Below are 15,045 nucleotides of genomic sequence, written 5' to 3'. Positions count from 1 at the left end.
CCGGGCGTGAGATATTCGACCATCATGGTTGCCCTCCCGACCGGACCGCACGAGCCGACACGCCGAACGGACCGCGAGACTCTGTTCCGCGACGCGCCGCTGCTGTGGCGCGTGCTCATGCGCGTGGACCGCGCGATCATCGGCGCCACCGGCCGGCTGGAGGTCGAGGGTGACGTGCCGGACGAGCTGCGCGGCAAGCCGCTGCTGCTGGCCGCCAACCACATCGGCAACCTCGACGCCCTGGTGCTGATCGCGGCCTGCCGCACGCGCCGGCTGGCGCCCCGCTTCCTGGCCACGGGCGGCCTGTTCGACACCCCGGTGCTGGGCGGGGTGCTGCGCCGCTGCCGCCACATCCGCGCCGACCGCGGCAAGAGCACGGCGGGCGAGGCCATGGGCCGGGTCGTCACGGCCCTGACCAGCGACCACCGGCCGGTCCTGGTGTACCCGGAGGGCCGCATCACCCTCGAACCGGACATGTGGCCGGAGCGCGGCAAGACCGGCGCGGCCCGGATGGCACTGGCCTCCGGCGCCACCGTGGTGCCGATCAGCCAGTGGGGTGCCCACGAGGCGATGTGCTACGGCATGGTCCGCGTGGAGAGCGCCCGCGACCTGTGGGTGCTGTTCTCCTCGTGGCTGCGCGCGGTGCGCCGCCGCCCGAGGCTGCGGGTGCGCTTCGGCACGCCGGTGGACCTCAGCGACCTCTCCCTCGACCGGGTCGGCGACGCGACCCGGGCCCGCGACCGCATCATGCGGGCGATCACCGACGGCCTGGTCCCGCTGCGCGAGGGCGAACTCGGCACCCCGCACCACCTCGACCCCACCCGCCCGGTCACGGACAAGCCCAGCCCCTGGCGCCCTTGATCACGAGCGGTCGAAGTCGACCCCGGTCGCCAGGTGCGCGATGTGGTGCGACGTGCCGTAGGCGATCCACTCCTGCGGTTCCTCCGCCACCCACTTCCCGCGCGCGCAGTGCCACAGCTGCCGATCGCCCCACGAGTCTGCCGCGCGCTGCGCGTACTCCGGCGAGTCGACCAGTTCCTGCGCCACCTCCCGGAAGCGGGCGCCGAGGTCTTCGTCCGCGACCGGTTGCCTGTTCGCTCCTCGTTCCAACTCACGCCACGCGTACCGGGTGCACCCTCGACCGGTGTAGAAGAGGTAGGGATTGGGCTTGATCCCACCACCCTGCTTCCTGTCCGCAGGTCGACCGGGACTCACGACGCCGTAGTCCCCGTAGCGGAGGGTGGGCGTGACCGCCTGCAGCCGCTCCCACAGCTGGAGTTCGCGGCGCGTGCGCACACCTGCACGGATCCCAGTGCGCTGAGGTGGGATGGACCCGCCGAGCACTGTGATCGACATGAAGCTGAAGCGCTGCCCGAGCTCAGCGACCAACGGCTCGTAGACCTCCCACGCCACCTCGCGCCGGGGCACGTAGCCCACATCGACCAGCAACTCGACTTCCGACGCATCGACGTTGAGGCGGGCCAGCACGCTGATGAGTTCTCGGACCGCCTCATCCACCGGGCAGTCGGCGGCCACCCGGACGCCGAACGTGACGTCGTGCGATTCGCGCAGCAAAGCGTACCTGCGCAGCTCACCATCGTCCAGGCCCAATGGCACGACCGGCGTGAACGGCAACTCCGGGTCCGGGTCGAACACGGTCGGACTCGTCATGACCTCCACCACCGGGTCGAGCGGGCCTCCGGGCATGTTGCGGAGTCGATCGGTACCGGGGAGCCGGGTCACGTCCAGCAACGGCTTCTGCCCGTAGTGGTGGAGGTGCTCGACAGCCGCGATCAGGGTCTCCAGCACTTTCGACCCTCCGCTGTGGAGGTCCACGCAGATGCGAACCGCTTGGGCCTCCTCCCGCGACACCTGGCACAACGCCGTCAGCTCGCCGGTCTTGCCCCGCACCGCGACCATCGGAGAAGAACTCATGCCACCCCCAAAACGACGACCCCGCGAGACCACGCTAGGGAAGATCGCCCTGGAACCGCTTCTGCTGAACGGTTGATCAGATCAGCCCGCGAGGACGCGAGCGCTCCACCCCGGTGATCCCGCTGGTCGACCCCGGTCTCACGTGGCTTGTGAACGTGCGGCCACGCGACCACCAGCAGTCGCCGTCACCGGCTCGCGTCCCCCGACCGGCAGGTGATGCTGCTCCCGCGGGGTGAGCGCGGGGTCACCGCCGGACCAGAACCGACCGCCGGGGCCATGGGACCGGAGCGCGGTCGAGCCATCCGCTCCGCAGTCGGGTGACGCCGAGTGGCCGAGCGGAAGTCGCCCGCCCAGACCATTTCTCGCCAATCACGAGGCTCAGGCCCGTCCCATCGCGTTTACTGTCCACAGTGCTCACCGCAAGAGGGTGGACACACCGGACGGACGGGGGCAAACGTGCGCAAAGTCGTCACCGCTGCGATGGCGGTCGGGCTCCTCACGAGCATGGCGCCGGTGGCCGCGAACGCGGCGGCACCGGGTTTCGAGCCGCCACCGATCGAGTGGGGTCCGTGCTCCGACGAGAACCTGCAGAAGGCCGGGGCGGAGTGCGGGACGGTGCAGGTCCCGCTGGACCACTCCGACCCGGACGGTGAGCAGATCTCGCTCGCGGTGTCCCGGGTCAAGCACACCGTGCCCGAGGACGAGTACCAGGGCGTCATGCTGGTCAACCCGGGCGGGCCGGGCGGGTCGGGGCTGGCCCTGTCCACGCTCGGCGCGTACGTCCCGAAGGGCGCCGGGGCGGCCTACGACTGGATCGGCTTCGACCCGCGGGGTGTCGGGGCCAGCGAGCCCGCGCTCTCCTGCGACCCGGACTACTTCTCCTACGACCGCCCGCACTACGTGCCCGACACGCCGGAGCTCGAGCAGACCTGGCTCGACCGGTCCGAGGGCTACGCGCGTGCCTGCGGCACCAACGGCGAGCTGCTCGACCACATCAAGACCACCGATGTCGTCGAGGACATGGACAGCATCCGCGAGGCGCTGGGCGCCGAGCAGATCAACTACTACGGCTTCTCCTACGGCACCTACCTCGGCCAGGTCTACGGCACCCTGCACCCGGAGCGGCTGCGCCGGGTGGTGATGGACGGCGTGGTCAACGCCGAAGACGTCTGGTACCAGGTCAACCTGAACCAGGACGTGGCCTTCGACCGCAACATCGGCATCTTCTTCGACTGGGTCGCCGAGCACGACGACACCTACCACCTGGGCACCACCGGCGAGGCCGTCGAGAAGCTGTTCTACGACCAGCAGGCCGAGCTCGACCGGCAACCGGCGGGCGGGGTCATCGGCCCCGACGAGTGGACGGACCTGTTCCTCACCGCCGGCTACTCGCAGGCGGTGTGGGACAGCACGGCCAAGGCGTTCGCCAACTGGGTGCACAACGGCGACTGGCAGACGCTGAAGGAGCTCTACGACGCGTCCAACACCCCGGGCGACGACAACGGCTTCGCCGTCTACCTGGCGGTGCAGTGCACCGACGTCCAGTGGCCGCAGAGCTGGCCGACCTGGCGCCGGGACAACTGGGAGACCCACCGCGAGGCGCCGTTCGAGACCTGGGCCAACGCCTGGTACAACGCCCCGTGCCTGTACTGGCCGGCGAAGCCGGGCAAGCCGGTCGAGGTCGACGGCAGCGGAGTCGAGAGCGCGCTGCTGATCAGCGAGGAGCTCGACGCGGCCACCCCGTTCGCCGGCGCCCTGGAAGCCCGTGACCGCTTCCCCGGCGCGAGCCTGATCAGCCTCCCGGGCGGCACGACCCACTCGGGTTCGCTGAGCGGCAACGCCTGCCTGGACGACCAGATCGCGGACTACCTGCTCACCGGCGCGCTGCCCGAGCGCAAGCCGGGGCGTGGTCCGGACACCACGTGCGAACCCCTCCCCCAGCCGACCCCGGAGGGCGTGAGCACCATGGCCAAGCGACCCGAGCAGCCGCAGGTCCTCCAGGAAGCCCTCCGCGCCACCTGGCACTGACGCACATCGCCGAAGGGGGCCGGTCTCCGCGGAGGCCGGCCCTCTCGTCGTCAGTTGGTCATCCTGCTGCGCAGGTGAGCACCGATGTACCCGACGTAGATCTTCCCATTGATGCTGGTTGCGTCGTAGTAGTGCATCCGGGGACTGATCATCCCGGATTGCGCGATCTTGAAGTGGGCTCCCATGAAGACCTCGCCTTCGGGAGCGACCTCGGTAGGCACCGGGAACGTCCTGAGCCGTGCGAGGCGAGGGTTGTTGCGGACGTCGTTGCTCTCATCCCGCGCGTGTTTGTTGACGGAGAAACCACGGCAGCCGTCCGGCAGGTGACGCAGGTAGTCGTCGACCCCGCGGTGACAACGGCCGTCCGCAGAAGCTCGCGCGTAGTCCTCCAGAGCGAGCAACGCCTCCCACGTCTTGCCTGCCCACACGACTGCGCCGTCATGTGCATCAAGTTCCCGCGCAGGTCCGGCGTCTCCCGAGAACTCGACGTGTTCCAAATCCTCCATCTTCTCCAGCAGATCGTCGAAGAAGGGCGGAAGCTCGTACTCCGCCTGATCGGGGTTCGACAAGGCGTCTTCGTATCGGCGCTCCGCCTTCAGCAGGCCACGGAGGTGCCTGGTGGTGGCTTTCTCCTTGGCCAGATCAGTGTTGGCCACAGCGAGGTCCAACGTCACTCCTGTGAGCTGTTCCTGCACCTCGTGGAGTGATCGCTGCAGCTCAGCGTTGCTCTCCTGCAACTCCTCGAGCCGTGCCAACAGAGCGAACCTCTTGACTTGCTCCTGCTGGCCGCGCTGGGCCAAGGCGACGAGCTCGCGCAGCCGGTCCACGGTGAGCGTGGACTCGTCGAGCTCCTCACGCAAGAACCGGACCATCGCCACGTCACGGTTCGCGGTCGTCCGGCGGGCCCTACCGACCCGCTGAGCAACAGCCGTCTGCGGAGTCTCACCTTCGACCAGCAGCTGGTTGAGCTTCGTTTCGAACTGCCGGTCCAACCGAACCGCGATCGTGGGCAATCGCTGATCGATCACGATGTCGCGCGCCCGCCAACCGAGGATCTTGCGCAGCTTCGCTCGCTCGTCCGTCTCTATGCGGCGACTGCTGAGCACCCGGTGTCGCAGAGCGTCAGTGGTGTCACCTGGCTCGGCACCCGGCAGGAAGGTCCGCATGGTCCCCGGCCTGACTTCGTGGCTCTTGCCGACTGCGCGTGCGAACAGCTCGGTAGCTTCCGGATCCAGCACATAACCAGCACCAAGGCCGACGGTCTCCTCGAGCAGGTCGCTAGCCAGGTCGAACCAAGGGTTCAACGGCAATGATCCATCGCTACCCGCGACATAGACGGGGCCTCGGCGGGTGGGGTCTCGGACGATGTCGACGAGTTCCTCAGCGTCCTCACCCGTCATCCGCCGCGGCCGGGCGTCCAGCCGCGCAGCACCGTCCGCGGCGGGTAGCACCGTCAGCAGGTCTCGCACCAGTCGCGGAGTTGCCGTCCACCGCCTCCGCCGACCCGGCTTGTCGGCGTTCTTCGGAGCCTGCACCTCGGGATTGAGGATGTCGACCCACACCATCGCCGGGGCGCCGTTGCCCGGCACGTGCGCAGTCAGCTGACTGGTCCAGGTTCCGTTCCTGGGCTGCTCCTCCGTCACACGTACCCGGAGTGCACTCGAACCGTCCTTGCCCGAGGCCTCGAGCATCACGCCATCCGCATTCGGCCCCAGAGCCACCGGAACATCCGGTTTCAGTGCGTCACTGTCGTAGTGCTTGCTCCGCAGCCACGAATGCAGCTGCTCCTTGACGAGGGCTAGAACATCGGTGTTTCCCCGCTCGACCTGGAAGACGCTGCGATAGCACAGCATGGAGTTCCCCGTCGTTCTCGATCACCGTGAGATCCGCCGAACACCCTGTTCTGCTAGGGCAGTTCTGACATCTCAGCAGAACCGGGAACCCGGGCCGGCTGTACGTGATCACCTCGTGACGAGCGTTCACACCGGGAGAGCAACCAACCCGGTCGACTTCGTCGGCGAACCTGTCTCTGCTTTCCGGTCGGACCGACCACCGAGGTCACAGAGCATCTGCTGCTCGCCGGGACCGCGCGGTCTCGGAAGCAGGGACGTCCGCAACGCCTCGACGATCTGAACGAGATGATCTCCACCCCACGGCCGAGTTCCGCTTGCGACGCGAAACGCTTCACCGGGGAGGACACGGGTCGCGGCTCAGTGGAGCACCGCCGATGTCCTCAGCCGCAGCCACCCCCGGGTGTCAGATCATCCCGCCGTTGGCGCGCAGCACCTGGCCGTTGACCCAGTGCCCCTCGGGGCTGGTCAGGAACGCGACGACCTCGGCGATGTCCTCCGGGGTGCCCAGGCGCTGCAGCGGTGGCGCCATGGCCAGCGCCTCGACCTGCTCCTCGGTCTTGCCCTCGAGGAAGAGGTCGGTGGCGGTCGGGCCCGGGGCGACGGTGTTCACGGTGACGTCGCGTCCGCGCAGCTCGCGCGCCAGCACCATGGTCATCGCCTCGACGGCGCCCTTGCTGGCGGCGTACGCGCCGTACTCGGGGAACTGGGTGCCGACGACGGAACTGGAGAAGCCCACGAAGGACCCTCCCGCGCGCAGCCGCCGGGCGGCCTGCTGGGCGACGACGAACGTCCCGCGGACGTTGGTCCGGTGCAACTGGTCGAGGACGGCCAGGTCCAGGTCGGCGATGGGGGACAGCGCCATGCGGCCCGCCGCGTTCACGACGACGTCCACACCCCCGAAGGTCTCCTCGGCCTGGTCGAACAACGCTGCGACGGCGTCCTCGTCGGTGATGTCGGCCTGGACCGCGATCGCCCGGCCGCCGGCGGCGGTGATCGCGGAAACCGCCTCCTCGGCAGCCGCGGCACCGGCGACGTAGCCGACGACGACGGCCGCACCGCCGGAGCCGAGCCGGTGGGCCACGGCCCGGCCGATGCCGCGCGAGCCCCCGGTGACGACGGCGACCCGTCCGATCGCCCTGGTGGTGTCCGTGTCTGTCATGACCCCACGGTGCGCGGCGCTCGCGGCGCTCGCCAGGGGATGTCATCCCCTGTGCAGGCTCCCCGCCTTCCTCCGGACTGGTCGTCGTGGCATCAGCGAAGCACACCGAGCTGGGCGCGTTCCTCCGCTCCCGGCGCGAGCGGGTCCGTCCCGAGGACGTCGGGCTCGTCCCCGGGCCGCGCCGCCGCGTGCCCGGGCTGCGCCGCGACGAGGTGGCCCAGCTCGCGGGCGCCTCGGTGGACCACTACAACGAGCTGGAGCGGGGCGCCGGCTCGCAACCGTCCGAGCAGGTGCTCGCGGCCCTCGCGCGGGCGCTGCGGCTCACCGCCGACGAGCGCGACCACCTCCACCACCTCGCGGGCCGTCCCGTCCCGGCGCAGGGCGGGCTCTGCTCGCACGTCCACCCCGGCATGCTCGACCTGCTCACCCGGCTGGCCTCGGCGCCCGCCCAGGTCATCACCGACCTGCACGCCACCCTCGTGCAGAACCCGCTCGCCGTCGCCCTGCTCGGCGACCAGTCCCACCACCAGGGCCGGGAGGCGAGCTTCCTCCACCGGTGGTTCACCGATCCGGAGGCGCGGCGGATCTACCCCGAGGAGGACCACGCCGAGCACTCCCGCGCCTTCACCGCCGACCTGCGGGCCGCGGCCGCGCGCCGGGACGCCCGGGGACTCAGAGGCGAGCTCCATGATCGCCGACCTGCTCGACCGCTCACCCGAGTTCGCCGAGCTCTGGGCCGAGCACGAGGTGGCCGTCCGCCGCAACGACCGCAAACGCATCGTCCACCCGACCCTCGGTCTGCTCGAGGTGAACTGCCTCAGCCTGCTCAGCGAAGACGGCCGCCAGCGGCTGCTCTGGTTCACCCCCGCGGTCGGCACCGACAGCGCCGGGAAGCTGGACCTGCTCTCCGTGATCGCCACCCAACAGCTCACCGAGCACGGAGGCTGAGCGGCGGCCGACCCGACGCACGTGATCAGCGCCATAGGGCGAGTCGATCGATCCTGCCGCCGTCACGCGCGGTGATCCCAGAGAATGGGTCGGCAATGCCGGGGGCCGCGTGACGGCGGAAGTCGCGGGCCGCGAGCACCGCCCGGGCCGACCCGCATGGACGCTTCGACGACCGCGAGGAGTGACGTGGTGGAACGCGGCGCCGTTCTCGGCGCGAGCCTGGTCCTGGCCTCCCTCGTGGCGGCGTGCGGGAGCCAGCCACCCGACGGTGGCGAGACGCAGCCCCGAGCCGAGTCCGGCCCGACGATCAACGCCCCCAAGGACGCCGCAACGGTCCCGCCTTGCGACCTGCTCCCGCCCGAGGACGCGTCGAGCCTCGGCCTCGACCCCGGGAGCGGGTCGGTCTCGGGGTCCGACGAGAACTCCTGCGGGTGGTACTCGCCTGACGAGACAGACCGGCTGGCCCTCACCGCGATCCCCAACCGCACCCTCGCGTCCTACCTGGACAACCGCGCGCAGTTCGCGGACTTCGCCGAGCTGACGATCGCGGGCCACCCAGCCGTCCGGGCCAACCGGAACGACCCGAAGCAACTGGGAACCTGCTCGATCTTCCTCGCCACGAAGGACGACCAGGTCCTGTCGTCCCTGGTGCGGGTCTCCGACAAGTCGAAGGACGCGTGCGGTCTCGCCCAGCGGGCCCTGGAGGCAGCCGTTCCTCGGCTTCCTGCCGCGGAGTGACCACGCCAGCTTCATCGAGGATCCGGGCTACCTGAATGCCACCGGTCGTACCGCACCCCAGACGAGCGGTGCACCTGACGTCACGACGTCGATCGGACCAACGGCCGGTCATGAGCAGCTGATGTGAGGACGAACATGGTCAAGCGGAGTGCGATCGTCGGAACCGGCCTGGTCTTGACGGGCTTGCTGGTGGGGTGTGCCGGGAAGCCCGCCCCGAGCAGTGACTCACCGGCACCGAACGGTGCTGCGGAAACCACGGCGAGCGGTCCCCACATCGCCACTCCCAAGGACGCTGCCGCGGTGGATGTGTGCAGCCTGCTCCCGGCCGAGGCGGCGACCGCGTCGGGACTCAAGCCCGAAGGCGATCTCACCGAGAACATGATCGACCCGGACGCGCCCGACGGGTGCACGTGGCGCGATGGCGATGGCACCAGCGTGGTGCTGACTCCGCTCAGCGACCGCTCGCTGCAGGAGTACCACGACCACAAGTCCATGTACGTCGACTTCCAGGAGCTCGAGATCGCCGGCCACCCCGCCGTCCGCGCCAACGAAGGCGACCGCATGAAGGACGGCTTCTGCAACATCTTCCTCGGCACCAAGGACGGACAGGTCCTGGCGTCCCAAACGGCCATGATCTCCGACGGCCAGACCGACCCTTGCGATCTGGCACAGAAGGCCCTCGAAGCCTCGGTCCCGACGCTGCCCGCCGCGAAGTGATCGACTTCCGAACGCCAGATCATCATGGTCGCCAGCGGCGGTGAGGTGCTGCGCATCGCCGGACACGCTGGCTGAGCGGCACGGCAGACCTCAGTTCCTGACGCATCGCGACATCCCGGTGTACCCAGCTTCACAGAAGCCGCGCTCGTGATCAGCACCATGGTGCTAGCAGATCGGATTGCCGGGACCACGCGCGGTGATCACAGAGAATGGGTCGGCATCACGCAACTTGTGGTCGCCGACCACGCTCAGGGAGTACGGCGCGTTTGGACGCGGCTGCCGGCGTCGACCAACGCAGGCGTACGAGCTCTTGTTGATCGAGGAGTGACGTGGTGAAGCGCAGTGCCGTTCTCGGCGCAACCCTGACCGCCGTGCTAGCGGCATGCGGGAACCAAGCACCGGATTCCGACGAGGGGGCGCCACAGACCACTCGAGCGTCGTCCGGTCCGCAGGTCAACGACCCGAAGGACGCCACCGCCATCCAGCCCTGCGACTTCCTCTCAGCAGATGCCGCGACGAACCTCGGGGTCAAGCCCGCGGGGCGTGAGGTGGAAGACTCTTCCAACCGGATCTGCTCGTGGAGCTCGCCGGACGACCGCGACCGCCTCGGCCTGTCGGCGATCCCGAACCGCTCCCTTTCCTCCTACCTGGACAACCGCTCGCAGTTCGCGGACTTCGCCGAGCTGACCATCGCAGGCCACCCGGCCGTCCGCGCGAACCGGAACGACCCGAAGAAGACGGGCGGTTGCGCCATCTTCCTCGCCACGAAGGACGACCAGGTCCTGAGTTCACAGGTGGACTTCTTCGACAAGACCAAGGACCCGTGCAGCCTCGCGCAGCAGGCACTAGAAGCGGTCGTTCCCGCTCTCCCCGTCGCGAGGTGACTGCATCGGGCACTGAGGACGACCGGGCCGAGCCTGAGCACGGCACCGTGCCACCTCAGCGCGGCGAATCCAGATGGGCGAGGCTCCTGACAGGCACCGTGTCCTCATCGCCCTCCACGGCATCGGGTCCGAGCACACAGCAGAACCCACCGCCGAGGACGACCGCGAGCCCTGCAGCGACCGCACCCGCGATGAGCGGCCCCGCTTCGTTCCCCGGCCGGGGGGTGTCGGCAGCTGAGGCGGCACCCCTCGGTCCGATGAAGGTCGCGACGCCTCCTGGCCGTCGTCCAGCGCGAACCGGTGCCTAGGAAAGCTTCCTCGCGCTCACTTGGTCGTGCTTCCGGTTCCGCGTCGTCGCCGGACGGCCTGCGTTCGGTCCGGCGGCAGTGACCACGTTGATCCGTCGCTCGAAGGTCGATCGCTACGCGTCGGCGAGGTCTCTGCGGCTCACCGGGCGCGGTGATTGGGGGGCGGCAGAAGCTGTCACCACAAACACACTGCGACATCCAGGTGAACCCCGAGACCCGATGGGAGCCGCGCTAGGGTGATCAGCGCCATAGTGTCAGCTGATCGGAACCTGCTGTAGTCACGCGCGGTGATCACCGAGAATGGTTCGGCATCACTCGCGGTGTCACGACAAGGGGGGAAGCAGTCATGGCAGGGTACCGGGTAGATCCTGGTGCGCTGGAGAGCGCCATCAAGAAGCTCGAGGAGCTCCGCAATCGAGCGGAGAGGCTGGTTCGACAAGCTGCGCAGGTCAAGCCTGGGGAGTTGACGGCCAACGACAACTACACGAACCAGGCTCGCATGGCCATCCAGGAACGCGCGACCGGCGAACACGGTTCGCTGCGCGTGGTCTCCCAGGAGCTCATGAAGAAGCTCGAAGAGAAGATCAACGCTTACAACGAGACGCTCCGCGAGTACCGCGATTTGGACGAAGCATCTGCAGTGGCTGTGAATCGAATCAACGCCCAGGCTTGAGCAGCTGATATGAAGACGAACATGTTGAAGCGGAGTGCGATCATCGGAACCGGCCTGGTGCTGACCGGCCTCGTGGCAGCTTGCTCGGGAGGGGCCTCGCCGGGCGATGCCACCCAACCACCGAACGCCCCCACCGAGACCCAGGCGAGCGGCCCGAAGATCGACGCTCCCAAGGACGCGGCGGCGGTGGACGTCTGCAACCTGCTCCCGGCTGAAGGCGCTACCGCGATCGGCCTCAAACCAGAGGGCGAGCTCGTGGAGAACATGATCGACGCCGAGGCCCCGCCTGGCTGCGACTGGCGCACCGAAGACGGCACCAGCGTGATGCTGACTCCCCTCAGCGACCGCTCACTGCAGGAGTACTACGACCACAAGTCCATGTACGTGGACTTCCAGGAGCTCGAGATCGCCGGCCACCCCGCCGTCCGCGCCAACGAAGGCGACCGCATGAAGGACGGCTTCTGCAACATCTTCCTCGGTACCAAGGACGGACAGGTCCTGGCGTCCCAAACGGCCATGATCTCCGACGGCCAGACCGACCCTTGCGATCTGGCACAGAAGGCCCTCGAAGCGTCGGTGCCCACTCTGCCCGCCGCGAAGTGATCGGAATTTGGGGGACAGATCGACATGCTTGACATGTGCTACGCGAGTAGCGCCAAGACATATCGCGAACAGATGGGCGGGTCTGCCGACGCCGTCAGTCTCCCGCCCCCCACCGACGAGGGCGTGGCGAAGTGGGAGGGTGTCGCAACCTCCTTCGACGACATGGTGCACGAGCTCGAGGACGCGCTCCGTGCCGCTGAGGCCGCTCACGAAGGTCGGGCTGCCGACGCCGCGAACTCCTCGATCGCCGAGATCACGCCGATCGTCGAAGCTGCGGCCAACACCTCGCGCGGTGTGAAGGCCGCGCTGCAGGAACAGGCCACCTGCCAGCGCGAAGCGTTCCAGTCGCTGCCGGCGAAGGGCGACACCCTGCCCAGCGGACAGGAAGCCATCCTCGACCCGCCTCAGAAGGGATGGGTCGAGGAATGGGGTCTGGACTCCAACCCGATCACGGGGTGGATGAGCGACTACGAAGAGCGCCAGCAGGCGTTCATCGACACCAACCAGCAGGCCAACCAGGCCATGGAGCGGTACAAGGCGCAGACCGAAGCCAACATCGCTCGAATGCCGGAGTTCCAGCCGGCTGACCAGCCGCCGCCTCCGCAGCCGAAGGAGTCGACGCCGTACCCGAGCACGCCCACCTCGACGGGCACCCCGTCCGGGTACACGGGCAGCACCGGGACGCCGTCGACGCCGGCTACGACCTCGTCGTCGTGGGCTTCGGCGCCGACCCCGTCGTACACCCCGCCGCCGGCTCCGTCCGCTCCACCGGCCGCGACCAACCCGGTGTGGGCCACTCCGGCGTTCCCCGGGCAGAACCAGGGGCTCCCGCCCGGTGTCGTGCGCGGACCGGACGGGACGCTGTACCGGCAGAACCCGCAGACCGGCGCGTGGGAGCGGCAGAACCCCTACAACGGCCGGTGGGCTCCGTCGCCGAACGGCGGCCCCGGCGGTGCTCGCGGCGGCATGGGTGCCGCGGGCCGCGCGGGCGGTCCCGGCGGGCAGCTCGGTGCCGGTGGTCGCGCGGGTGCCGGCGGCCTCGGTGGTGGCGTGGGCTCCGGTACTGGTGCCAGCGGTTCCGGCGCTGCGGGTGCCGCTGGTCGCGGTGCTGCGGGCGGCATGGGCGGCGCGGGTGCCGCCGGCCGCGGCAAGCAGGGCGAGGAGGACCAGGAGCACCAGCGTCCCGGCTGGTTGACCGAGGACGACGACGTCTTCACCAACGACATGGAGAAGGTCGCGCCCCCGGTCTTCGGTGACTGGTCCAACGGGGGACGGTGATCGTGGCGGGGCGTGAACTCAGTCTGTCCCCCACCGCGGCGAGCTACCTCTGCACCCGGTTCGACCTGCAGCTGCACCCGCTGCTGCGGGTCGGCTGGCTGCCGGTCGAAGCGACCGACCAGGACCGGCGCGCAGCAGCGGAGCGCGGGCAGCAGGAACTGCGGCAGCAAGGTCTGCTCGACGGCGACGAGCTGCACCCGTTCCTCGAGGACGCCATCCACCTGCTGGCCCGGCCGCCGTTGGCGGTCGGGCTGGCGGTCCACTCCCGAGACGGCGAGAGCTTCAACGCCGTCCTGGTGGAGCACGGGCGCGACACGATCCAGGCCTACCAGCCCGACGGGGAACCGCAGGACCAACTGCGGGAGATCCGCATCCGGCGCCACGACCACGGTGGGCCGGCGGGCAACGCGGTGAACCTGATCGGTCGCGTCACCGCCGCCAGCGGTCCGTCGGTGTCCGTGCCGTACGAGCAGCTCGACCGGGCGGGCAAGCGCATGAGCTCGGGCGAGACCAACCTGGGCTCCGCGCTGGCCGCGAACGGGATCCGCGGCAACGACGCCAAGGCGCTGGCACAGGCGCTCTCGGCCAAGCGCACCCTGGAAGGCGTGTTCACCGTCCGCGCGTACGACCAGAAGGTGCGCCGGATGCACACGCTGCCGTTCAACCTGCAGTTCTTCGCCACCGAAGCGGGCTGCTACCAGGCGCAGCGCAAGCCCGGCCGCGACGGGCGCGAGTGGTACACCCTCGCCCCCGCCGACACCCGCAAGCTCGTCGCCACCATCGACGAGATGGTCAAGATCTTGACCAGGCCGGCTGCACACGTGTGAGCCACCGGGCCCGTGGGCGCTCCACCGACCACCTGTGGAGCGCCCACGGGCCTTCGAGGTCTCGGACGCTGCCAGTGACCTTCGCCGACGCGTCCCCAGTGCCAACTCCGCAGCAGTCGGGAACGCCTTCTTCGAACACGAGGAGTGACGTGGTGAAACGCAGTGCCGTCGTCGGCGCGAGCCTGGTCGTGACCTCCCTCTTGGCGGCATGCGGAAGCCAGTCGCCGGATCCCGGCGGAGAGCAGACACCGCACACCGCCCAAGCTCCCTCAGGACCCCAGATCACCGACCCGAGGGACGCCGCAGCGCTCGCGCCGTGCGACCTCCTCCCCGCCGAAGCCGCCACGAGCCTCGGGTTCGACCCCGAAGGCCAGGACGAATCCGACCCGACCCGACGCGCGTGCGCGTGGAGGTCCCAGGACGGCCGTGACAGCCTGGGCCTGCGCACACTCCCCGACCGCTCCCTCTCGTCCTACCTGGACAACACGACGCAGTACACCGACTTCCAGGAACTGACCATCGCCGGCCACCCAGCAGTGCGCGCGAACCGCAACGACCCCGGCGAACTCGGCGACTGCGACATCTTCCTCGCCACGAAGGACGACCAAGTCCTGGCATCGATGGCCAGTCGGCACGACCCGGACAACGACCCCTGCGGCCTAGCACGGCACGCACTCGAGATCGTGGTGCCGCACCTACCCACCGCAGGATGACGACTCCAGCAGGCCAGCGCCGCCTCGTGAGTGCGTAGACCGGCTCTGACCGGCTCGTGCACTCACGACGTCGGAACCGCTGACGCAGCACCGCACTGGTGTCGTCGCCGATCAGCAGGTTGGTCCCCGCGCAGCTGCCGGCGAAGGCCGGGAACCCAGCACGACGGCCATCGCGGTCGCGGCACCGATGGCTCGAGCGGAAGGACGCACCTGAAGACCCGCTCTCGGCTTCGGCGGTTCCTCCGCGGCCGCATCGGCCCCACGTCAGATGAGCTCCGCCGTCACCCACACCGGCAGCGATCGTCGGCGCGGCCTGCGGTGTCCTCGCACCGTTCCCCGCAGACCACCCGGTGGCGGCTCGCGCTCCGCGGAGCGATCGAC

Annotated in this window: 14 protein-coding genes and 1 pseudogene; 12 read left to right on the top strand and 3 right to left on the bottom strand. The window is 69.4% G+C overall.

The genetic code is table 11. The annotated features are described in order from the left end of the window. Positions 1-24 precede the first annotated feature (24 nt). On the top strand, positions 25-861 hold the full coding sequence (locus HNR68_RS09745) for a lysophospholipid acyltransferase family protein (protein WP_179719697.1): 837 nt from the start codon (positions 25-27) through the stop codon (positions 859-861). On the opposite strand, the gene HNR68_RS09740 is transcribed toward HNR68_RS09745, so the two are convergent. Next, positions 862-1,968, bottom strand: a complete 1,107-nt coding sequence (locus HNR68_RS09740) for a beta family protein (RefSeq protein ID WP_179719695.1) — start codon at positions 1,966-1,968, stop codon at positions 862-864. It abuts the gene before it with no gap. A gap of 423 nt (positions 1,969-2,391) precedes the next feature. On the opposite strand from HNR68_RS09740, the gene HNR68_RS09735 reads away from it, so the two are divergent. Continuing rightward, positions 2,392-3,963 (top strand): alpha/beta hydrolase, encoded by a 1,572-nt coding sequence (locus HNR68_RS09735; RefSeq protein WP_380573963.1) that lies wholly within the window; start codon positions 2,392-2,394, stop codon positions 3,961-3,963. Between the two features lie 50 nt (positions 3,964-4,013). Here HNR68_RS09735 and HNR68_RS09730 read toward each other — a convergent pair whose 3' ends face one another. Both HNR68_RS09730 and HNR68_RS09725 read right to left on the bottom strand, forming a co-directional pair. After that, positions 4,014-5,816 carry a coiled-coil domain-containing protein gene (locus HNR68_RS09730; RefSeq protein WP_179719693.1) on the bottom strand — a complete coding sequence of 601 codons (1,803 nt, stop codon included), beginning with the start codon at positions 5,814-5,816 and terminating at the stop codon, positions 4,014-4,016. A gap of 403 nt (positions 5,817-6,219) precedes the next feature. Beyond that, positions 6,220-6,975: an SDR family oxidoreductase gene (locus HNR68_RS09725; RefSeq protein ID WP_179719691.1), complete on the bottom strand. Its 756-nt coding sequence runs from the start codon at positions 6,973-6,975 to the stop codon at positions 6,220-6,222. 86 nt (positions 6,976-7,061) lie between these two features. Between HNR68_RS09725 and HNR68_RS26720 the strand changes: the two are divergent. The 10 genes and pseudogenes from HNR68_RS26720 to HNR68_RS09680 form a co-directional block, all read left to right on the top strand. Next, a pseudogene (locus HNR68_RS26720) lies at positions 7,062-7,616 on the top strand (MmyB family transcriptional regulator); the annotation flags it as partial. Positions 7,617-7,662: 46 nt separating this feature from the next. Further along, complete coding sequence (locus tag HNR68_RS26715; RefSeq protein ID WP_246330418.1) at positions 7,663-7,923, top strand: MmyB family transcriptional regulator; 261 nt, start codon at positions 7,663-7,665, stop codon at positions 7,921-7,923. A 189-nt stretch (positions 7,924-8,112) separates the two neighbouring features. Then, positions 8,113-8,661 carry a DUF3558 family protein gene (locus HNR68_RS09715; RefSeq protein ID WP_179719689.1) on the top strand — a complete coding sequence of 183 codons (549 nt, stop codon included), beginning with the start codon at positions 8,113-8,115 and terminating at the stop codon, positions 8,659-8,661. A gap of 135 nt (positions 8,662-8,796) precedes the next feature. After that, on the top strand, positions 8,797-9,378 hold the full coding sequence (locus tag HNR68_RS09710; protein WP_179719687.1) for a DUF3558 domain-containing protein: 582 nt from the start codon (positions 8,797-8,799) through the stop codon (positions 9,376-9,378). A gap of 329 nt (positions 9,379-9,707) precedes the next feature. Continuing rightward, entirely contained in the window at positions 9,708-10,262 is a 555-nt protein-coding gene (locus HNR68_RS09705; protein WP_218888246.1) for a DUF3558 domain-containing protein, read from the top strand. A gap of 654 nt (positions 10,263-10,916) precedes the next feature. Continuing rightward, positions 10,917-11,243, top strand: coding sequence for a hypothetical protein (locus tag HNR68_RS09700; protein WP_179719683.1), 327 nt, complete (start codon positions 10,917-10,919; stop codon positions 11,241-11,243). A 9-nt stretch (positions 11,244-11,252) separates the two neighbouring features. After that, complete coding sequence (locus HNR68_RS09695; protein WP_179719681.1) at positions 11,253-11,846, top strand: DUF3558 domain-containing protein; 594 nt, start codon at positions 11,253-11,255, stop codon at positions 11,844-11,846. Positions 11,847-11,969: 123 nt separating this feature from the next. Beyond that, positions 11,970-13,124, top strand: coding sequence for a hypothetical protein (locus HNR68_RS09690; protein ID WP_218888245.1), 1,155 nt, complete (start codon positions 11,970-11,972; stop codon positions 13,122-13,124). Positions 13,125-13,126: 2 nt separating this feature from the next. After that, positions 13,127-13,951 (top strand): ESX secretion-associated protein EspG, encoded by an 825-nt coding sequence (locus tag HNR68_RS09685; RefSeq protein ID WP_179719679.1) that lies wholly within the window; start codon positions 13,127-13,129, stop codon positions 13,949-13,951. A 152-nt stretch (positions 13,952-14,103) separates the two neighbouring features. Continuing rightward, entirely contained in the window at positions 14,104-14,664 is a 561-nt protein-coding gene (locus HNR68_RS09680) for a DUF3558 family protein (protein ID WP_179719677.1), read from the top strand. The last annotated feature ends 381 nt before the right edge of the window (positions 14,665-15,045 follow it).

This window comes from Saccharopolyspora hordei (assembly GCF_013410345.1).
In the GTDB taxonomy this organism is placed as follows: Bacteria; Actinomycetota; Actinomycetes; order Mycobacteriales; family Pseudonocardiaceae; genus Saccharopolyspora; species Saccharopolyspora hordei.
Note: the sequence above shows the minus strand (reverse complement) of the source record. Positions and strands in the feature narration are given on the sequence as shown.